Source organism: Streptomyces flavofungini (genome assembly GCF_041028215.1).
In the GTDB taxonomy this organism is placed as follows: Bacteria; Actinomycetota; Actinomycetes; order Streptomycetales; family Streptomycetaceae; genus Streptomyces; species Streptomyces flavofungini_B.
On sequence record NZ_JASKYR010000054.1, the window covers coordinates 1 to 19,980 of the forward strand.

Annotated in this window: 16 protein-coding genes and 1 pseudogene; 15 read left to right on the plus strand and 2 right to left on the minus strand. The window is 72.7% G+C overall.

Translation table 11 applies throughout. The annotated features are described in order from the left end of the window. Nucleotides 1–177: 177 nt before the first annotated feature. The 7 genes and pseudogenes from AB8Z36_RS06320 to AB8Z36_RS06350 all read left to right on the plus strand — a co-directional run bounded on the left by AB8Z36_RS06320 (nucleotide 178) and on the right by AB8Z36_RS06350 (nucleotide 8,760). Nucleotides 178–1,092 (plus strand): aldo/keto reductase, encoded by a 915-nt coding sequence (locus tag AB8Z36_RS06320; protein WP_369212184.1) that lies wholly within the window; start codon nucleotides 178–180, stop codon nucleotides 1,090–1,092. Between the two features lie 100 nt (nucleotides 1,093–1,192). Next, nucleotides 1,193–3,661 carry an excinuclease ABC subunit UvrA gene (gene uvrA, locus AB8Z36_RS06325; RefSeq protein WP_369212185.1) on the plus strand — a complete coding sequence of 823 codons (2,469 nt, stop codon included), beginning with the start codon at nucleotides 1,193–1,195 and terminating at the stop codon, nucleotides 3,659–3,661. A 29-nt stretch (nucleotides 3,662–3,690) separates the two neighbouring features. After that, complete coding sequence (locus AB8Z36_RS06330) at nucleotides 3,691–4,089, plus strand: hypothetical protein (RefSeq protein ID WP_369212186.1); 399 nt, start codon at nucleotides 3,691–3,693, stop codon at nucleotides 4,087–4,089. Between the two features lie 164 nt (nucleotides 4,090–4,253). Then, nucleotides 4,254–4,925, plus strand: a pseudogene (locus AB8Z36_RS06335) (molybdopterin cofactor-binding domain-containing protein); the annotation flags it as partial. A gap of 418 nt (nucleotides 4,926–5,343) precedes the next feature. After that, nucleotides 5,344–6,600 (plus strand): PP2C family protein-serine/threonine phosphatase, encoded by a 1,257-nt coding sequence (locus AB8Z36_RS06340; RefSeq protein WP_369212187.1) that lies wholly within the window; start codon nucleotides 5,344–5,346, stop codon nucleotides 6,598–6,600. Nucleotides 6,601–6,763: 163 nt separating this feature from the next. Beyond that, nucleotides 6,764–8,314: a sensor histidine kinase gene (locus AB8Z36_RS06345; RefSeq protein WP_369212199.1), complete on the plus strand. Its 1,551-nt coding sequence runs from the start codon at nucleotides 6,764–6,766 to the stop codon at nucleotides 8,312–8,314. Further along, nucleotides 8,311–8,760, plus strand: a complete 450-nt coding sequence (locus AB8Z36_RS06350) for a response regulator (protein ID WP_369212188.1) — start codon at nucleotides 8,311–8,313, stop codon at nucleotides 8,758–8,760. Before AB8Z36_RS06345 ends, AB8Z36_RS06350 begins: the two co-directional genes overlap by 4 nt. A 1-nt stretch (nucleotide 8,761) precedes the next feature. Here AB8Z36_RS06350 and AB8Z36_RS06355 read toward each other — a convergent pair whose 3' ends face one another. Further along, nucleotides 8,762–9,523 (minus strand): DeoR/GlpR family DNA-binding transcription regulator, encoded by a 762-nt coding sequence (locus AB8Z36_RS06355; RefSeq protein ID WP_369212189.1) that lies wholly within the window; start codon nucleotides 9,521–9,523, stop codon nucleotides 8,762–8,764. A 301-nt stretch (nucleotides 9,524–9,824) separates the two neighbouring features. On the opposite strand from AB8Z36_RS06355, the gene AB8Z36_RS06360 reads away from it, so the two are divergent. The 8 genes from AB8Z36_RS06360 to AB8Z36_RS06395 all read left to right on the plus strand — a co-directional run bounded on the left by AB8Z36_RS06360 (nucleotide 9,825) and on the right by AB8Z36_RS06395 (nucleotide 18,143). Continuing rightward, nucleotides 9,825–10,667 (plus strand): endo alpha-1,4 polygalactosaminidase, encoded by an 843-nt coding sequence (locus AB8Z36_RS06360; RefSeq protein WP_440581866.1) that lies wholly within the window; start codon nucleotides 9,825–9,827, stop codon nucleotides 10,665–10,667. 122 nt (nucleotides 10,668–10,789) lie between these two features. Beyond that, nucleotides 10,790–12,121, plus strand: coding sequence for an ABC transporter substrate-binding protein (locus AB8Z36_RS06365; RefSeq protein WP_369212191.1), 1,332 nt, complete (start codon nucleotides 10,790–10,792; stop codon nucleotides 12,119–12,121). A 10-nt stretch (nucleotides 12,122–12,131) separates the two neighbouring features. Next, the gene (locus AB8Z36_RS06370; protein ID WP_369212192.1) at nucleotides 12,132–13,082 is read left to right on the plus strand and encodes a carbohydrate ABC transporter permease; all 951 of its coding nucleotides are present in this window, start codon (nucleotides 12,132–12,134) and stop codon (nucleotides 13,080–13,082) included. Next, nucleotides 13,079–13,966: a carbohydrate ABC transporter permease gene (locus tag AB8Z36_RS06375; protein ID WP_369212193.1), complete on the plus strand. Its 888-nt coding sequence runs from the start codon at nucleotides 13,079–13,081 to the stop codon at nucleotides 13,964–13,966. The genes AB8Z36_RS06370 and AB8Z36_RS06375 overlap by 4 nt, the downstream gene beginning before the upstream one ends. A 35-nt stretch (nucleotides 13,967–14,001) precedes the next feature. After that, nucleotides 14,002–14,955 carry a carbohydrate kinase family protein gene (locus tag AB8Z36_RS06380; RefSeq protein WP_369212194.1) on the plus strand — a complete coding sequence of 318 codons (954 nt, stop codon included), beginning with the start codon at nucleotides 14,002–14,004 and terminating at the stop codon, nucleotides 14,953–14,955. Beyond that, a complete protein-coding gene (locus tag AB8Z36_RS06385; RefSeq protein ID WP_369212195.1) occupies nucleotides 14,952–16,262 on the plus strand; it encodes an alpha-glucosidase/alpha-galactosidase in 1,311 nt (436 codons plus the stop codon). Before AB8Z36_RS06380 ends, AB8Z36_RS06385 begins: the two co-directional genes overlap by 4 nt. A gap of 33 nt (nucleotides 16,263–16,295) precedes the next feature. Further along, nucleotides 16,296–17,174 (plus strand): SIS domain-containing protein, encoded by an 879-nt coding sequence (locus tag AB8Z36_RS06390; protein WP_369212196.1) that lies wholly within the window; start codon nucleotides 16,296–16,298, stop codon nucleotides 17,172–17,174. A 120-nt stretch (nucleotides 17,175–17,294) separates the two neighbouring features. Further along, the gene (locus AB8Z36_RS06395; protein ID WP_369212197.1) at nucleotides 17,295–18,143 is read left to right on the plus strand and encodes a class II fructose-bisphosphate aldolase; all 849 of its coding nucleotides are present in this window, start codon (nucleotides 17,295–17,297) and stop codon (nucleotides 18,141–18,143) included. A 29-nt stretch (nucleotides 18,144–18,172) separates the two neighbouring features. Here AB8Z36_RS06395 and AB8Z36_RS06400 read toward each other — a convergent pair. Further along, nucleotides 18,173–19,980 (minus strand): iron ABC transporter permease (locus AB8Z36_RS06400; protein WP_369212198.1); only part of this gene is annotated, 1,808 nt, incomplete at its 5' end.

Genomic DNA, 19,980 nt, shown 5'->3' on the forward strand with positions numbered 1-19,980 from the left:
CCTCACCCACCCGCAGGCGGCCTAGCCGGAGTCATGGTGCACGGGCAGTACGCGGGCCCGCTCGACCGGCTCGGCCCTTCCCTCCGCGGCCGGTACCTGCGCATACTCCATGATCCCCGTCGCCGTGAACCGAGCAACGGGACACGTATGTCCGAACGGATGGAGCTGAGGGAAAGAATGACGTCACTCGCGGTCCCCGCGGCAGCAGCGGGCACCTGGGCGCTCGGGGACCTCACGGTCAACCGGATCGGGTTCGGGGCGATGCGCCTGACCGGCAGCGCCGCCTTCCACCTGGGCACCCCGGGCGATCGCGGCCGGGCGATCGCCGTACTGCGCCGCGCGGTGGAGCTCGGGGTGAACCACATCGACACCGCGGCGTTCTACTTCTCGCGGCTGCGCTCCGCCAACGAGCTGATCAACTCGGCGCTGGCGCCGTACCCGCGGGACCTCGTCATCGCCACCAAGGTGGGCCCGGCGCGGGACGCCTCCGGCGACTGGGCCACCTCGGCGCGGCCCGACCAGCTCAGGGGCCAGGTGGAGGAGAATCTGCGCCAGCTCGGCCGCGACCACCTCGACCTGGTCAACCTGCGCCGGATGAGCCAGGACTCCATCAGCGAACACTTCGGGGCGCTGGCCGAGCTGCGCGACGCCGGGCTCGTCCGTCACCTCGGCGTCTCCAACGTCCGCCCGGAGCACCTGGACGAGGCACAGGCCATCGCGCCCGTGGTCTGCGTGCAGAACCGCCACGGCGTCGGGACGCCGGACGAGGCGGACATGCCGCGGGTGTGCGCGGAGCGCGGCATCGCGTTCGTGCCGTACTACTCCATCGCCGGGCAGGGCCGGGAGGCGGGGGCCGTACGGGACGAGCACGACGAGGTCGGCGCGGTGGCCCGCGCGCACGGTGTCTCACCGGCGCGGGTCCGCGTGGCGTGGCTGCTGCGGCAGGGCGCCCATGTGCTGGCCATCCCGGGGACGGGCGACCCGGGGCACCTCGCCGACAACGTGGCCGCGGGCACGCTGCGGCTGACGGACGCGGAGGCCGCGCTCCTCGACGCGGCCGGTTCCGCGCCCGCTGCCGCCGGACACGACTGACCCCGTCTCCCCCTCTCATCCGGCGGCCCACCGCATCCGCTGCCCCTGTTTCATCCGCCTGGCGGCCACCCGCGCCGCCGGGACCGGTTAGAGACAAGCCATGGAGAACAATGCGGTCGATCACTGCGTACGGGTCCGCGGCGCGAGTGAGCACAATCTGCGGGACGTCGACGTGGACATCCCGAGGGACGCGATGGTCGCCTTCACCGGGGTCTCCGGTTCGGGCAAGTCCTCGCTCGCCTTCGGCACGCTCTACGCCGAGGCGCAGCGCCGGTACTTCGAGTCGGTGGCCCCGTACGCGCGTCGGCTGCTCCAGCAGGTGGGGGCGCCGCACGTACGGGAGATCACCGGGCTGCCGCCCGCGGTCGCCCTCCAGCAGCGCCGTGGGACGCCGGGTACGCGCTCGACGGTCGGCACTCTCACCACCCTGTCCAACCTGCTCCGCATCCTCTACTCGCGGGCCGGGACCTATCCGCCGGGGGCTGAGCCGCTGGAGGCGGAGGCGTTCTCGCCGAACACCTCGGCCGGTGCCTGCCCCCGGTGCCACGGCCTCGGCTCCACGCTCGACGTGGCGGAGGAACTCCTCGTCCCCGATCCGTCGCTGAGCATCCGTGAGGGCGCGATCGCGGCCTGGCCGGGCGCCTGGCAGGGAGCCAACCTGCGCAGCATCGTGAGCGGGCTCGGCATCGACATCGACCGGCCGTGGCGCAGGCTGCGCAAGAAGGACCGGGAGTGGCTGCTCTACACCGAGGAGCAGCCCTCCGTCCTCATCGAGCCCGAGCCGGGGCGTATCGACAACGGCTACCACGGAAAGTTCTGGAGCGCCCGCCAGCACGTCATGCACGTCCTCGCCGACTCCAAGAGCGAACGCATGCGGGAGAGGGCGCTGCGGTTCGTCCGGGCTGTGCCCTGCCCCGACTGCGGGGGCAGCGGGCTGCGGCCGGAGGCGCTCGCGGTCACCTTCGCCGGACGCTCGATCGCCGAGGTCAACGCCCTGCCGCTGACCGGGGTCGCCGATCTGCTGCGGCCCGTCGCGGAGCTGCCGGAGGCCAAGGTCTCCGAGGGTGCCGGGGAGACGAGCGAGGCGGCGGTGCGCATCTGCGCGGACGTGGTCGCGCGCGTCGAGGTGCTGCTCGGCCTCGGCCTCGGCTACCTCAGTCTCGGCCGCCGCTCGACGACGCTGTCGCCCGGCGAGGCGCAGCGCCTGCGGATCGCCACACAGTTGCGCTCCGGGCTCTTCGGTGTCGTCTACGTACTCGACGAGCCGTCCGCCGGGCTGCATCCCGCCGACGCGGAACCGCTCCTGGACGTCCTCGACCGGCTCAAGGCGTCGGGCAACTCGCTGTTCGTCGTCGAGCACGACATGGACGTCGTACGGCGGGCGGACTGGGTCGTCGACATCGGTCCCGGCGCCGGGGAGGCGGGCGGCCGGGTGCTGTACAGCGGCCCGGTGGCCGGTCTTGAGCGGGTCCGGGAGTCGGCCACCAGCAGTCACCTGTTCGGCCGCGCCGAGCCCTTGGCGCACACTCCCCGCGAGCCGCTGGGGTGGCTGCGGCTGCGCGGGGTCACCCGGCACAACCTGCGGGACGTGTCCGTCGATGTGCCGCTGGGGATGCTGACGGCGGTGACGGGCGTGGCGGGCTCGGGCAAGTCGACCCTGGTCACGCAGGTGCTCTCGGAGGTCGTGCGGCGCCATCTGGGGTCGGCCGCCGAGCCCGACGCCGATGAGGAGGACGTCGAGGTCGATGTGCGTGAGGCGGTGGGGGTCGAGGCGTTCGACCGCCTGGTGCGGGTCGACCAGCGGCCGATCGGCCGGACGCCGCGGTCCAGTCTCGCCACGTACACCGGCATGTTCGACGCGGTGCGCAGGCTCTACGCGGGGACGGACGAGGCGCGGGAGCGCGGGTACACCCCGGGACGTTTCTCCTTCAACGTACCCGCCGGGCGGTGCGAGACCTGCCAGGGCGAGGGGTTCGTCGCGGTGGAGCTGCTGTTCCTTCCCGGGACGTACGCGCCGTGCCCGGAGTGCAAGGGGGCGCGGTACAACGCCGAGACGCTGGAGGTGACCCATCGCGGCAGGACCATCGCCGATGTCCTCGCGATGTCGGTGGACGAGGCGGCGGAGTTCCTGGGTGACGTACCGGCCGCCGCGCGCAGCCTGGAGACGCTGCGCGAGGTGGGGCTCGGCTATCTGCGGCTCGGTCAGCCCGCCACCGAACTGAGCGGTGGCGAGGCCCAGCGCATCAAGCTCGCCACGGAGTTGCAGCGGGCCCGGCGCGGCCACACCCTGTACCTCCTCGACGAGCCGACCGCCGGGCTGCACCCCTCGGACATCGCGCTCCTGCTGCGTCAGCTGCACCGGCTCGTCGACGCCGGGAACACGGTCGTCCTGGTCGAGCACGACCTGGACACGATCGCCACCGCCGACTGGGTGATCGACCTCGGGCCGGGCGGCGGCGACACCGGCGGCCGGGTGATCGCCAAGGGCACCCCCGCCAAGGTCGCCGCCTCCCGCCGCTCGGCCACGGCCCGCTATCTGGCCCCGCGCCTGACGTCCCGGCGGCCGTGACGGGCCGCCCGGTCGCCTGGAGTGCCGCTGTGTCGTCGTACAGCATCGGTCGGGCAGCGGGGCTGCTCGGGGTGAGTCTCGCGCGGTGCGCGCGGGAGCGGGCGGCGGGGTCGCATCCGGTGCGCGAAGCGGTGCCGACGTCGGTGCGCGACTCCTTCGCGGGCATCGTGACCGCGGTCATCGTGGACGCCGTGGCCGCGCAGGTGGAGATCCAGTGCGGGCCGCACCGGGTGATGTCCCTGATGTCGACCTGGCCTGGCGCGCTCGGACTCAGCGGCAGAGCAGTGCCGCGCGCAGGCAGATGCAGGGCCTCCGCGGTGCGGGTCCAGGAGCAGTCGAGGCCGAGGAAGGCCTCAAGGGTCTCAAGGAGCGCCCGGTGCGGCGCGTGGGTGGCGTCGAGGAGCGCGCCGAGCGTCGTGTCGCGGTAGACGGCCCGGATGCCGTCGGGCAGCGCGGCCAGGAGGGACGCGAGGGTGGTGCGAGCCTGTGTCATATTCCCGGTCGGACCAGCGTGCGGCGTCTGGTGCGTGCGATCGCAAGGCGCCGGAGGGTCCTCGTAGCGGAGCTACCAGGGCTTTCCGGCAACGCGGCGAGGGCGCGTGCCAGACGCCGCACGCCCGGCCGGGCCCGGCACCTGTGCACGATCGAGGCCGAAGCGGTCGACTGCGCGGGGCACAGGGTGCCGCTGAAGGAGCTCTTCGAGGCGGCGCACGCGGCGGGCGCGGCCGGGGAGTTCGCGGCGGACGGCCACTGGGGCGGCTCGCCGCGCTCGGTGGCGTTCAACGCGCAGTGGTTCCGCCTCGCCGTCGATCCGGGCACCGGTGAGATCCGGGTGCTGCGCAGTGCCCACGCCGCCGACGCGGGCAAGGTGATGAACCCCATGCAGTGCCGCGGCCAGGTCGAGGGCGGGGCGGCCCAGGCGCTCGGGGCGACGCTGTTCGAGGACGTCCGGGTCGAGGAGAGCGGCGAGGTGAGCACGGCGGCCTTCCGCCGCTACCGGCTCCCCCAGTTCGCCGACGTGCCGCGCACCGAGGTGCACTTCACCGGGACCACGGACGCGATCGGGCCGCTGGGCGCGAAGTCGATGAGCGAGAGCCCGTTCAACCCGGTCGCCCCCGCCTTCGCCGACGCCCTGCGTGACGCCACCGGCGTCCGCTTCACTGCGCTGCCCCTGACCCGGGACCGCGTCTGGCTCGCCCTCGACCGGCGGGCGCGCGGGGAGGCCTTGGAGGAAGACCCGGAGGTGCGAGGGGCACTCTCGTAGCAAGCTCAGCAATACGCCGCCCCGCAGGCACCCGAGAGGCTCCGGTTCCTTCTCCATCCGCGGCCCGCAAGGGGCGCTCCCGGTTCCTGCTCGCCTTCACCGGGGGTGACGGACGCCACCCGACCGCCGCGGCGCCCGTTACGTCAGCGCCCTGACCAGCATCCGGATCGGCACCCTCCGCTTGCCGGAGGAACCCGCCGGGGCCTGAGCGAAAGCCCGCGGCGTCCCGATCCGGGCCCGCGGAAGGGCCGGGCATATACCCCGGGCACCGCTCGGGCCGCCTCGCCCCACCGGGGCACGCTGTGCCCATCGTGCGAAGATCCGGCAACCATCGGGCTGTCGCCCCAGGTAAGCTCACGCTGTTCCAACGGCAACGGCCAAAGGGCCAGACAGGCTACTGGGTGGGGAAGGCGAGAGCATGGCGGCGGCGTCACAGCCATGGACTTCCGGCGTCCTTGCGACCGCCGCGAGCGACACCGTCGCGGCGGCCCGGCAGTGGGCGCAGCCGTCGGTGCTGCTCATCGAGGACGACGCGGGCGACGCGCTCCTCGTCGAGGAGCTGGTCGCCGACAGCGCGCTGAAGATGCGCCTCCAGTGGGTCCGCTCCATGGCGGAGGCCCGCGAGGCACTCGCCTATGAGACGCCCGACTGCGTCCTCCTCGACCTGCACCTGCCGGACGCCCAGGGACTCGAAGCCGTGTCCATGGTCAAATCCCGCGCCGACTCGGTCGCGGTCGTCGTCCTGACCGGCCTCGCCGAGGAGGAGACGGGCCTTGCCGCCGTCGCCGCCGGCGCCCAGGACTACCTGGTCAAGGGCCGGGTGGAACCGGAGCTCTTCGGCCGTGCCGTGCGGTACGCGATCCAGCGCAAGCAGGCCGAGAAGGCGGCGGTGGCGCTCCAGGCCAGCCAGATGCAGGCGCGCGAGAACGCCCGCCTGGAGCGTGGCCTGCTGCCCCGGCCGCTGCTGAGCAGCGAGGGCGTCGGTGTCGTGGCCCGCTACCGCCCCGGCCGCGCCCAGGCACTGCTCGGCGGCGACTTCTACGACATCGTGCAGAGCGCCGACGGCAGCGTGCACGCGCTCATAGGCGACGTATCGGGGCACGGCCCCGACGAAGCGGCCCTCGGCGTGGCGCTGCGCATCGCCTGGCGCACGCTGGTGCTCAGCGGCGTCACGGGGCCGGAGCAGGTCGGCCGGCTTGAGGAGATCATGCTGGCCGAGCGGGCCCAGCCCTACGTCTTCGCCACGCTGACCAGCCTCACCGTCCCCGTCGGCGCGCGGCAGGTGCGGCTGACGCCCGCGGGCCACCCCGGGCTGCTGCTCCGTACCGCCGACGGCGCGGTGGAGTGGGTGGAGACGGCGGGCGGACCGGCCCTCGGCGTCGTGCCGGGAGTGCCGCGCTGGCCGGTGGAGGAGGTGCCGCTGCCCCCGGGCTCGGCGCTGGTGCTCTTCACCGACGGGCTCTTCGAGGGCCACGTCGGACAGGGCGGCGCGCGCCTCGGCGAGGAGGGGCTGCTTGGCCTGGCGCGCGAGATGGCGGGTCTCGCCCCCGAGGTCTTCGTCGATACGCTGATCCAGCGGGCCGAGGAGCTCGCGGAGGGGCAGGGCGGTCTGGCCGACGACGTGGCCGTGGTGCACCTTCAGTGGACCACGGGCGCGAACGGGGCAGACGGCTGAGGCGGGCGTCGACCGGGGCCCGCGACGCATCGGCCGGGAGCGGGGCACAGGAGCCGTGACGAGAGCAGCATCGGAGAAGCAGGGCGTGGGCGGAACGACGGGCCGGACGTGGATCGGCCGCCGGTTGACGGTGCAGGGCTGGTTCCATGTGGTGCTCGCGCTGATGGCGCTGCTCGTGCTGCTCGGCACGGTCGTCGGTGCCCGGCTCCTCGGACAGACCGCGGACGTGAGCGACCGGCTCGTCAATCAGGTACAGCCGGCCAGGACTCAGGCGTACCGCCTCCAGGCCGCCCTGGTGAACCAGGAGACGGGCGTGCGCGGCTACGCGATCGCCGCCGACCCCCAGTTCCTCGCCCCGTACACGCAGGGCACGCGGGACGAGGCCCGTGCCGCGGCCCGGCTTCGCGAGCTCATCGCCGACGAGCCGGAGCTTCTCGCGGACCTCAAGGCGGTGCAGCGGCAGGCCGCGGCGTGGCGGCGCGCGTACGCCGAGCCGCTGGTCGCAGGCATCACGCCCGGCAGGCCGCGCACCATCGACGCGAGGACCGCCGAGCGCGGCAAGGAGGTCTTCGACCGCATCCGCACGGTGTGGGCGACCCAGAACGCGGGTCTCGCCGAGGCCGTCGCCGACGGCAGGGACGAGCTGGCCCACGCGCGCACCGTGCGCACGATGGTGCTCAGCGGCATGGTCGCGGCGTTCCTGCTGGCGGGTCTCGCCCTGGCCTTCCTGGTGCGGCGGCTCGTCGCCCGTCCCCTTCAGTCGCTGCGCGACTCCTCGCGCCGGGTGGCGGGCGGCGACTTCGGCCATGTCATCACGCTCGACGGGCCGACGGACCTCAGGGCGGTGGCCAAGGACGTCGAGGGCATGCGGCTGCGCATCGTGGACGAGCTGGGCGCCTCCCGCCGCCAGCAGGAGGTCCTGACCCAGCAGGCGGCCGACCTGGACGCCCAGGCGGTGGAGCTGCGCCGCTCCAACACCGAGCTGGAGCAGTTCGCCTACGTCGCCTCCCACGATCTCCAGGAGCCGCTGCGCAAGGTCGCCTCGTTCTGCCAGCTCCTGGAGAAGCGCTATGTCGACAAACTCGACGACCGGGGCAAGCAGTACATCGACTTCGCCGTCGACGGCGCCAAGCGCATGCAGATCCTCATCAACGACCTGCTCACCTTCTCCCGCGTGGGGCGCCTGAACGACGCCCGTGTGCCCGTCGACCTCGACCAGGCGCTCACCAAGGCACTGGCCAACCTGGACACCGCCGTACGGGACACCGACGCGCTCATCGAGCGGCCCGAGAAGCTGCCGGAGATCGTCGGGGACCCGACGCTGCTCACCATGCTCTGGCAGAACCTGGTGGGCAACGCGGTCAAGTTCCGCCATGCCGACCGCACCCCGCACGTCCGGATCGCCTGCGAGCGGGACGAGGGCGACGGCACCGACGGCACCTGGCACGTGAGCGTGAGCGACAACGGCATCGGCATCGCGGAGGAGTTCACGGAGAAGGTCTTCGTGATCTTCCAGCGCCTGCACGGCCGCGACTCCTACGGGGGCACCGGCATCGGCCTCGCGCTCTGCAAGAAGATCGTCGAGCACCACGGCGGCCGCATATGGATCGACACCGGTTACACCGGCGGCACCCGTTTCTGCTTCACTCTGCCGTGCCACGTCGACACCGACGACGAGACCGCGCCCCGTACCGAGGAGAAGGCCCTGACATGACCACCCCCGATGCCACCCCGGTCGACGTACTCCTCGTCGAGGACGACCCGGGCGACGAGCTGATGACGCGCGAGGCGTTCGAGGACAACAAGATCGGCAACACGCTGCACGTGGTCAGGGACGGCGAGGAGGCGCTCGACTTCCTCTACCGGCGCGGCGCGCACACCGAAGCCCCGCGCCCCGATCTCATCCTGCTCGACCTCAACCTCCCCAAGTACGACGGCCGCCAGGTCCTCGAACGCATCAAGTCCGACGCGGACCTCACCGACATCCCGGTGGTGGTGCTGACCACGTCGGCGGCGGAGGAGGACATTTTGCGCAGCTACAAGCTGCACGCCAACGCCTATGTCACCAAGCCGGTCGACCTGGACCAGTTCATCGCCGCGGTGCGGCAGATCGACGACTTCTTCGTCCAGGTGGTCCGCCTGCCGCGCCGCATCGGCTGACTCAGCCCGCCACGGTGACCCGCACCCCGAGGTCGCCCAGGGCCGCGAGCTCCGCGGCCGGGGCGTCCGCGTCGGTGATCAGGGTGTGCACGTCCGCCGCCGGGCAGATCTTGGCGAAGGTGGTCCTGCCGATCTTGGAGTGGTCGGCGACCACGACGGTCCTGCTGCCGTGGAAGGCGAAGGAGCGGTCGGTCGCGGCCTCCAGCTGGTCGTGCGTGGTGCAGCCATGGGCGGCGCTGATGCCGTCCACACCGAGGAAGGCGATGTCGGTGTGGTGGTCGGCGAGGGTCTTCTCGGCGATGGGGCCGACCAGTTCATAGCTCTGGCTGCGGGCCGTGCCGCCGATCACGATGAGCGTGACGTGCGGGCGCAGCACCAGGTTCGCGGCGATGTTCACGGCGTTGGTGACGATCGTGACGGGGCCCCGGTCGGCGAGCAGCCGGGCCACTTCCGTGGTGGTGGTACCGCCGGTGAGCCCGACCACCGCCCCTTCGGGCACGAGCGCGGCCGCCGCGCGCGCGATGGCGCGCTTCTGCGGCGAGCGCTGGTCGGCGCGGTGCTGGAGCGGCAGTTCGATGCTCAGCCCGCCGGCGAGCGCGCCGCCGTGCGTGCGGTCGAGCAGCCGCTGCTCGCTCAGATGCCGCAGATCGCGCCGCACGGTGGCCTGTGAGACGCCGAGCAGCCGCGAAAGCTGCGTCACGTCGGCGCTGCCCTCCGCGGCGACGTGGTCGAGTATCCGCACATGGCGGTCGCTTTTGAGCACGCGGTGAGCATAGCCCTGCCGAGCACGTTCGCTCACGGTCCTTGCGCAGGTTGCGCGTATCACTGCGCGGATTGACGTCAGTTCAGTCAAAACCGATCTCTTGACATGGCTGAACGCGCTCGATTTACTCCCTGGCAACGCCGGTGCCGAGCACACGGCGCAGAGGTACGCCCAGCCGGTAGGTGGCTTTCGCCATGAGCCCGGACTGAGTCGCCAGGGCCCTTCGCGGGTTCCGAGGCGGGGACGTGCCCTCCACAGCAGGAGCTCACCGATGAGCCTCAACCGTGTTGTGCGCAGGTGTATGACGGTGGCCACGGCCCTCTCGGCCGCCTCGGCCGCCTGCCTGTTCGCCCCGTCGTCGGCATCGGCATCGGCATCGGCATCGGCATCGGCATCGGCATCGGCATCGGCATCGGCATCGGCCGGAGCCTCGGCCGTCCCGCTGCCGACGCCCCGGGCCGGTTTCGACTACCAGATCGGCGGCGCCTACACCCCGCCCGCCGGAGTGCGGACCGTCAGCCGCGACCGCGGCGCCTCCCCCGCGAGCGGGCTGTACAACCTCTGCTACATCAACGCCTTCCAGGCCCAGCCGGGCGCGGAACGGGAGTGGGAGGCGGACCTGCTCCTGCGCGACGCGAGCGGCGACATCGTCTACGACAAGGAGTGGAAGGAGGCCGTCCTCGACATCCGCACCGCCGACAAGCGCAAGCGGATCGCCGCCAAGGTCAACAAGTGGATCGACTCCTGCGCGGGCAAGGGCTTCCAGGCCGTCGAGCCCGACAACTACGACACCTACACCCGCTTCCCCGGCTACCTCACGGCGGGCCAGGCCAAGTCCTTCATCACCCTGCTGTCCACCCACGCCCACGCCAAGGGCCTGGCCATCGCGCAGAAGAACACCCCGGACCTGGCCGCCGACCGCAGGGCGACCGGGCTCGACTTCGCCGTCGCCGAGGAGTGCGGCGAGTGGGACGAGTGCGGGAAGTACACCGCCGCCTTCGGTGACCGCGTCCTGGTCATCGAGTACTCCGCCGAGGGCCTGAAGAAGGCCTGCGCGGGCCGGAAGGACCGGCTGAGCATCGTCCGCAGGGACGTCGATGTCTCGCCCGCGGGCAGCAGCGGATACCTCCGCAAGACCTGCTGACGCCGACCGCCGGGTTCCGCACGGCCGGAACCCGGCACCCTGTCGGACCTTTCCCCGCTCCCCTTCCTACGTTCCCCCCGCCCGGCGTCGGTGCAGGGCCGCACGACCCCCTGGAGGCAGTGATGACAGCAGTACCCCGAGCGCCAGGACCGCTGTCGCGGCGCGGAGTGCTGCGCGCCGGCGGTGCCGGTGCGCTCGTGGCGGCGGGCGGTGCCGCCCTGTCCGGCTGCGCGGCGGGCACCGACGACGGGGCCGGCACCGACGGCCGCGTCACGATCCAGATGTGGCACGGCCAGAACGACACCGCCGCGAAGGTCATCAAGAGCCTGGCCGCCGAGTTCGAGCGCAAACACCCGGACATCCGCGTGGACTTGGGCGGCGGCGTACTGGCCGACGCCATGCTCCAGAAGATCACCGCGGCGCTCGCCTCCGGCGCCTACCCCGACATCGCCTACGTCTTCGGCTCCGACCTCGCCAGCGTGGCCCGCAGCCCGCAGGTGGTCGACCTGACCGAGCAGGTCCGGCGGGGGCCGACGCCCTGGCGCAACTACCACGCCCCGGCCCGCGAGGCCGTCACCATCAACGGCCGGGTCCGCGCGGTGCCCGCGCTCCTGGACGCCCTCGCCGTCGTCTGCAACAAGAAGGTGTTCGCCGACGCGGGCGTCGACCTGCCCGAAGCGGGCTGGACCTGGCGGGAGTTCACCGACACCGCGCGCCGCCTCACCGACTCGGCCGAGGGCCGGTTCGGCACCGGCTGGCCCGGCACCGGCGACGAGGACACCGTCTGGCGGCTGTGGCCGCTGATCTGGGACCTGGGCGGCGACGTCATCGCCGGGGACGGCCGGAGCATCGGCTTCGAGAAGCAGGGCGTACGGGCCCTTGAGGTCGTCCAGGACCTGGTGCGCGACAGAAGCGTCTACATCGACCCCAAGCCGGGCAGCGAGCAGATGTACCAGGTCTTCCTCTCCGGCCGGATGGCCATGGTGCCGACCGCCCCCTGGCAGCTCCCGGACATCCACCAGGCGAAACTCGACTACCACGTCGTGCCGCTGCCCAGCTTCAGCCGCCGCCCGGTGACCATCTCGGGGCCCGACACCTGGACGCTGTTCGACAACGGCGAGGCGCGCGTGAAGGCCGCGCGCACCTTCGTCACCTGGCTGACCCAGCCCGCCCAGGACAGCCGCTGGGACGTCGAGGCGGGCAGCCTGCCGCTCAGCCGCCGCAGCGAGGACCGTCCCGCCTGGCGGCAGCACGCCACCCGTACGCCCGGCCTGTCCGTGTTCACCGAGGCGGTCACCTCGGCACGCGTACGTCCCGTGCACCCGGCCTACCCCCGGATATCCCGGGCCCTCGGCCAGGCCATCGTCGCCGTGCTGCTCGGCCGCAAGAGCCCCGCCGACGCGGTGCGCTCCTGTGCCGAGGAGTCCAACGCCGCCCTGCTGATCCCGCGCTGAGGACCTCAAGATGCCCCGACTTCCCGCACCGCTGACCCTGCCGCAGGACCGGCCCGAGCCGCGTGCCCTGCGCCGCAGGCGCCGCCGGGAGACCGCCACCGCCTGGGCGTTCGTCTCCCCCGCCGTCCTCGTCATCCTCGGCCTGAGCGTGCTGCCCGTCATCTGGTCGCTGCTGCTGTCCTTCCAGGCCAACGACCTGGTCACGCCCAGCCGCTGGGTGGGCCTCGACAACTACCACGCCCTGCGCCAGGACCCCAACTTCCACCGGGCCGTACGGAACACCGTGCTCTACACGGTGCTGTACGTGCCCCTGAGCATCGCCGCCGGGCTCGCCCTCGCCCTCGTGCTCAACCGGCGCATCCGCTTCGTCGGGCTCTACCGCACGCTGTTCTTCATCCCCTTCGTCATCTCCGCGACCGCGCAGGGCGTGCTGTTCTCCTTCATCCTCGACCCGGAGTTCGGCGCCGCCAACTCCCTGCTGCACCGGCTCGGCATCTCCCCGCAGGGCTTCCTCACCGACCCCTCCCAGGCGCTCGGCGTCCTGGTCGTCATCACCCTGTGGAGCGGCACGGGCCTGTGCACCGTCATCTACCTGGCCGCGCTCCAGGACGTCCAGCAGTCCCTGGTGGAGGCCGCGCGCCTGGACGGCGCGGGACGGCGGCAGATCCTGCGGCACGTGACGCTGCCCGCGCTGAGTCCGGTGACGGTGTTCCTGCTGCTCTGGCAGACCATCCAGTCCCTCCAGGTCTTCGACCTCGTCTACGTGACCACCAAGGGCGGGCCCCTCGGCTCCACCACCGTGATCGTCTACTTCATCTGGGAGCAGGCCTTCAAGGAGTTCACCGCCGGATACGGGGCTGCCGCCGCCTATGTCCTCGCCCTGGCGCTGCTGATCGTGGCCCTGGTGCTGCGCGTCGCCCGCCGCGAGCGCACCCCTCGTACGAAAGCAGCCGCCTCATGAGCGCCACCACGACCGGAACCACGCGGTTCGACACCCGTCCGGCGGCCCTGCCGACCGCCCGGCGCCGCCCGCGCCTGCCGTTCAGCCCCTGGCATCTGCTGCTCGCGCCGCTGGCCGCGCTGTTCGCGGTGCCGCTGGTGTGGCTGGTGCTCAGCTCCTTCATGAGCGACGCCGAGATCAACCGCTTCCCGCCCGCGCTCTGGCCCTCGAAGATCGACTTCGGCGGGTACGGCTATGTGCTCGGCAACGCCATGTTCCCGCGCTGGCTGCTGAACTCGGCGATCGTCTCCGCCGTCGCCGTCGCCTCCAACCTCGTCTTCGGTGTGCTCGGCGGCTACGCGTTCGCCCGGATGCGCTTCGCCGGATCGCGCGTGCTGCTCGTGCTGATGCTGGCGACGATGGCGATCCCCTTCCAGCTCACGATGATCCCCACCTTCCTGGTGATGAAGAAGCTGGGGCTCATCGACACCCTCGGCGCGCTGATCGTGCCCGCGCTCGTCACCCCCTTCGCGGTCTTCCTGCTGCGGCAGTTCTTCCTCTCGCTGCCGAGGGAACTGGAGGAGGCCGCCTGGATCGACGGCTGCAACCGGCTGCGGGTCATCTTCTCCATCGTCCTGCCGCTCGCCCGGCCCGCGCTCGCCACCGTCGCGGTACTGACCTTCCTGACCACGTGGAACGACCTGACCTGGCCGCTGATCGCCATCAACCACGACACGCAGTACACGCTGCAACTGGGCCTGACCACCTTCCAGGGCCAGCACCACACCCGGTGGTCGGCGGTCATGGCGGGCAACGTCCTCACGGTCCTGCCGGTGCTGATCGCGTTCCTCTTCGCCCAGAAGGCCTTCATCCGCTCGGTCACCTCCAGCGGCCTCAAGGGCTGACCGCCCACCGCCCCGCCCGTTCACAAAGGACCGCGATGCCCACCGCGTACGACCTGCTCGTCATCGGGGACGCCAACCCCGATGTCATCCTCGGCCCGCTCACCGAACCGCTCGCCTTCGGCCAGCGCGAACAGCTCACCGACACCGGCTCCCTCGTCATCGGCGGCTCCGCCGCCATCATGGCCTGCGGTGCCGCGCGCCTCGGCCTGCGGGTGGCCTTCGCCGGGCGCGTCGGCGACGACGACGCGGGACGCTACATGCGCGACGCCCTGACCGCCCACGGCGTCGACACCACCGCCCTGACCCTGGACCCCGACCGCGCGACCCCGCTCACCGTCGTCCTGACCCGGGGCGACGACCGCGCCATCCTCACCTCGCCCGGCACCCTCACCACCACCAGCGGCCGCGACGTCCCCGGGGCGCTGCTCGCCGCGAGCAGACACGTCCACGCGGCCTCGTACTTCCTTCAGCCGAAGCTCGCCCAGGACCTGCCGGAGGTGCTGCGCGCCGCCCGCGCGCACGGCGCCACCACCTCCCTGGACACCCAGGACGACCCGTCGGGCACCTGGGACGGGGCCGCCCTGGACGCGGTCCTCGCCCAGACCGACATCCTGCTGCCCAACGCCCAGGAGGCGATGCACCTCTGCGTCGGCGCGACCTGCCCCGAGGAGGCCGCCGCGATGCTCGCCACGCGCGTACCGCTGGTGGCCGTCAAGAACGGCGCCAAGGGCGCCCTGGGCCACGACGGCCGCACCCTGTTCAGCGCGGAGAGCATCCCCGTCACGCCCAAGGACTCCGTCGGCGCCGGGGACAGCTTCGACGCCGGGTTCATCGCCGCCACCCTCAAGGACCAGCCCCCGCAGCGGGCGCTGCGCTTCGCCGCCGTGTGCGGGGCGCTGTCCACCAGGGCCCACGGCGGCACCGCGGCCCAGCCCACCTGGGACGAAGCACTCACCCACACCACTCTCACCGGAGCACACCCGTCATGAACCACCCCAAGATCGTCTTCATCGGCGCGGGCAGCGTCGTCTTCACCCAGGGGCTGCTCGCCGACCTCTTCGCCTTCCCCGAGCTGAGGAACGCGCACATCGCCCTGCACGACATCGACGCCGAGCGGCTCACCACCGCCGAGGCCGCGGCCCGCTACATCGCGCGGGAACGGGGCGCCGACGCCCGGATCACCGCCCACGCCGACCGCCGCGAGTCCCTGGCCGGTGCCGACTTCGTCATCAACATCGTGCAGATCGGCATGGGGGAGTCCACCCGCACCGACTTCGACGTCCCCGCCTCCCACGGGCTGCGCCAGACCATCGGCGACACCCTCGGCATCGGCGGCATCTTCCGCGCGCTGCGCACCTTCCCGTTCCTGAAGCGGCTCGGCGCGGACATCGCCGAACTCTGCCCCGACGCCTGGCTGCTCAACTACACCAACCCCATGGCCATGAACGTCCAGTACCTCACCGAGGCCACCGGACTCACCAAGGTGGTCGGCCTGTGCCACTCGGTGTACTGGACCATGCAGGACCTGGCCAAGCTGGTGGGTGTGCCCTACGAGGAGATCACCTACCGGGCCGCCGGAGTCAACCACCAGGCGTGGGTGCTGCGCTTCGAGCACAACGGCACCGACCTCTACCCCCGCCTCGACGAACTCATCGCCAGAGACGAGCAGTTGCGGCGCCGGGTCCGCGTCGACATGTACCGGCGGCTCGGCCACTACCCGACCGAGACCAGCGAGCACTCCTCGGAGTACGTCCCGTGGTACCTGCACCACGACAGCGAGATCGAGCGGCTGCGCCTGCCGATCGGCGCCTACGTGGACATCGTCGAGGAGAACGTGGCCGAGTACCACAAGACCCGCGACGCGCTCGCCGCCGGAAACCCCCTCACCGTCGAGGGCACCATGGAGTACGCGCCGCAGATCATCCACAGCATGGTCACCGGCACCCCGCGCACCGTCTACGGCAACGTCCAGAACCGCGGTCTGATCGACAACCTCCCGGCCCACGGCGTGGTCGAGGTGCCCTGTCTGGTGGACGCGGCCGGCATCCAGCCCACCCGCGCCGGTGCGCTGCCGCCGCAGCTCGCCGCCCTCAACCGCACCTACCTGAGCATGAACGACCTCGTCGTACGCGCCGCTCTCGACGACGAGCCGCGGCACATCCGGCACGCGGCCATGACCGACCCGGCCACCGCCGCCGCCCTGACCGTGGACCAGATCTGGCGGCTCTGCGACGACATGGTCCGCGCCCACGCCGACCTGCTCCAGCCCTCGCTGCGGGCCACGCTGACCGACTGAACCCCGCCTCACACAGAACAGGAACCCACCCTCATGTCGCTCACGAGCCAGGAGATCGCCACCCAGCCGCAGTGCTGGGAGAGCGTGCTCGGCCTGCTCCCCGACGTCGCCCGCGCGCTGCCCGAGAAGGGCGAGAGCGTCGCCGTGATCGGCTGCGGCACCTCGCTCTTCATGGCCCAGGCCTACGCCCATCTGCGCGAGGAGACCGGACACGGGCCCACCGACGCCTTCCCCGCCTCGGCGGCACCGCTGCACCGCCGCTACGACCGCGTCATCGCCCTGACCCGCTCGGGCACCACCACCGAGATCCTCACCGCGCTCGCCGGCGCCGACGCCGCCACCCGGGTCACCACGATCACCGCGGTGCCCGACTCACCGGCCGCCCGCGTGGCCCACGACGTCATCGCCCTGGCGGAGGCCGACGAGCGGTCGGTCGTGCAGACCCGCTACCCGACCACCCAACTGGTCCTCCTGCTGGCCCACTTGGGTGTCTCCGTCGAGCGGGCGCGGGCCGACGTCGGCACCGCCCTCGACACACCCCTCGACCCGGAGCTGCTGCGCGCCGAGCAGATCACGTTCCTCGGCGCGGGCTGGCACGCGGGCCTCGCCCACGAGGCGGCCCTGAAGGTCCGCGAGGCCGCGGCCCACTGGACGGAGTCCTACCTCGTCCCCGAGTACCGGCACGGGCCCATCGCCGTGGCGGGGCCCGGCCGCGCCGTGTGGAGCCTCTCGCCGCTGCCCGACGAGCTGGCGGAGCGGATCGAGGCGACCGGCGCCCACCTCCGCCGTCCCGCCCTGGACCCGCTGGCTGAGCTGGTGCTCGCCCAGCGCCTTGCCGTGCGGCTCGCCGAGGACGCGGGGCGCGACCCCGACAGCCCCGCCCACCTGACGCGGTCCGTCGTCCTCACCTGAGACGGCCCCCGATACCGGCGGGGGCCGCTGCTCCCCCGACTCGGCGGCCCCCGCCTTCCCGTCTTCCCGCCTCCCGGCCGACCGGCTCCCCGGTCGGCCGCCGACCCTGGAACTCACGCCATGCCTCTGGTCAGTCCGTACGACATGCTGCACAGCACCTCCGCCGCGGTGGGTGCCTTCAACCTCGCCCTCATCGAGCAGTTGGAGGCCATCCTCATCGGCGCCGAGCAGGAGCGGCTTCCGGTGATCGTGCAGATCAGCGAGAACGCCGTCGCCCACCACGGCTCCCTGGCCCCGCTCGCGGCGGCGGCCCGCACCGCCCTCGATGCCTCGTGCGTGCCCGCCGCGCTGCACCTGGACCACGCCACCCGCCCGGACCTGGTCGAGGAGGCGGTCGCCCTCGGCTTCACCTCCGTGATGTACGACGGTGCCGCGCTGCCCTGGCAGGAGAACGTCGCGAAGACCCGCCGCATCGCCCGCCACTGCGCGGAGCACGGCGTCTTCCTGGAGGCGGAGCTGGGGGAGATCGGCGGCAAGGACGGCGCGCACGCGCCCGGGGTGCGCACCGACCCCGGCGAGGCCGCCCGGTTCGTGGCGGACACCGGCGTGGACGCCCTCGCGGTGGCCGTCGGCACCTCGCACCACATGACCGAGCGCACCGCCCGCCTCGACCTGGAGCTCATCGCCGAGCTGCGTGCCGCGGTGCCGGTGCCGCTCGTCCTGCACGGTTCCTCGGGCGCCGACGACGCCACGCTGGCCGCCGCGGCGGCGGCCGGAATCCGTAAGGTCAACATCTCCACGCACCTCAACGCGGTCTTCACCGCCGCCGTGCGCGAGGTGCTCGACGCGGCGCCGGAGGTCGTCGACCCCCGGCGCTATGTGAGCCGGGGGCGCGCGGCGATGGCCGCCGAGGTCGCCAGGCTGCTGCGGCTCTTCGCCGCTCAGGCACCGGCCCCGGCGCCCGCGTAGCCGTAGCTCTGTAGCCGTAGCCGCCGGGCCTAGCGGCGGCTACGGACCAGCAGATACAGGAAGTACGGCGTGCCGATCACGGCCGTCATGAGGCCCGCGCCGAGCTGGGCCGGTGCGATGACGGTGCGGCCCACCAGGTCGGCCGTGCAGACCAGGATGGCGCCGAGGAGCACGGAGACCGGCACGACACGGTGGTGCCCGCGGCCCACCAGGGCCCTGGCCGCGTGCGGTGCGACGAGTCCGACGAAGCCGATCGTCCCCGCGGCGGCCACCGCGGTACCGCTCAGCAGGACGCCGAGCAGGAGGAAGCCGAGGCGCCCGCGGCTCAGGTTCAGGCCGAGGAGCCGCGGGGTGTCCTCGTCGAGGGAGACCAGGTCGAGTTCGGTGCGCCGGGCGACCGCGATGACCACACCCACGGCGAGGACGATCGCGAGGGGCACCACGTCGGGCAGGGTCCGCCCGTAGGTGGAGCCCGAGAGCCAGGTGAGGGCCTTGGTCGCGTTGAACGGGTCGGTGAGGATGATCAGCATGCTGGTCAGGGCCGCGGCCCCGGTGGCCACACCGAACCCGACCAGCACGAGCCGGTTCTGCCGGAAGCCGCCGCGCGCGGCGAGGCCGAAGACGATGACCGCGCTGACCGCCGCGCCCGCGAACGCGGCGGCGGTCACGCTCCACGCCCCGGCCATCGGCACGGTCGTCACGAGCAGCACCGCCCCGGCCGCCGCGCCCTGGGTCACGCCCAGGACGCCCGGCTCGGCGAGCGGGTTGCGGGTGACGGCCTGGATGAGCGTCCCGGCGAGCGCGAGCGCCGCGCCCGCGAGCAGGGCGGCGAAGACGCGCGGCACCCGGGTGTCGAGCACGAAGGTGATGGTCTGCCCGGCCCGCCCCTGCGCCCAGTTGGCCACGTCGCCCAGGAGGAGCTTGCTGTCGCCGATGAGTACGGCGGCGATGACCAGGCCGACGAGGACGGCGACCAGGACGGCCGTGGTGACCAGGAAGACGGTACGGCCGCGGATGCGCAGCCGGTCGGCGGGGACGGCTCCCCCGGTGTCCTTGACCCGCGCGGCCATGCCGATCAGGAAGACCGCGCCGACCAGGCTGGTCACGACGCCGGTCGGGACGGCGACGGCGGTGTCGGAGGAGACCAGGGCGCGCAGCAGCACATCGGAGCCGAGGACGAGGCCCGCGCCGGTGAGTCCCGCGAACGGCAGGCTCGCCCGTGACCTGGTGAACGCGCGGAACCTGCGGGCGAGTCCGCGGACGAGCGCGGGGGCGCACAGGCCGACGAAGCCGACGGGTCCGGCGAGGGTGACGGCGGCGGTGGAGAGCAGGGCGGCGAGCACGACGGCGGTGACGCGGGTCGAGCGCACCGGCACCCCGACCCCGCGCGCGGCGTCGTCGCCGAGTGCGAGGGCGTCGACCCGGCGGGCCAGGAGCAGCAGGCCGACGAGGGCGACGACGCCGATGGGCGCCATCTGGAGCAGACCGTCGAAGCCGTTCTGCGCGATGCTGCCCTGGTTCCACTCGTAGAGGCCCTCCGTCTCCTGCGGGAAGAGCAGGAAGAGCCCCTCCGTGACGGCGGTGAGCCCGAGGGTGAGGGCGCTGCCCGCGAGGACGAGGCGGACGGTGCCCGCGCCGAGCCCGGAGAGGCCGAGGACGACGGCCGCCGCCGCGAGCCCGCCGACGAAGGCGACACCGGAGGATATGAACAGCGGCAGCGAGACGCCGGTGGCGGCGACCAGGGTGAGGCCGACGTAGGAGCCCGCGTTGACGGCGAGGGTGTCGGGCGAGGCGAGGACGTTGCGGCTGATGGCCTGGAGGGCGGCGCCCGCCATGC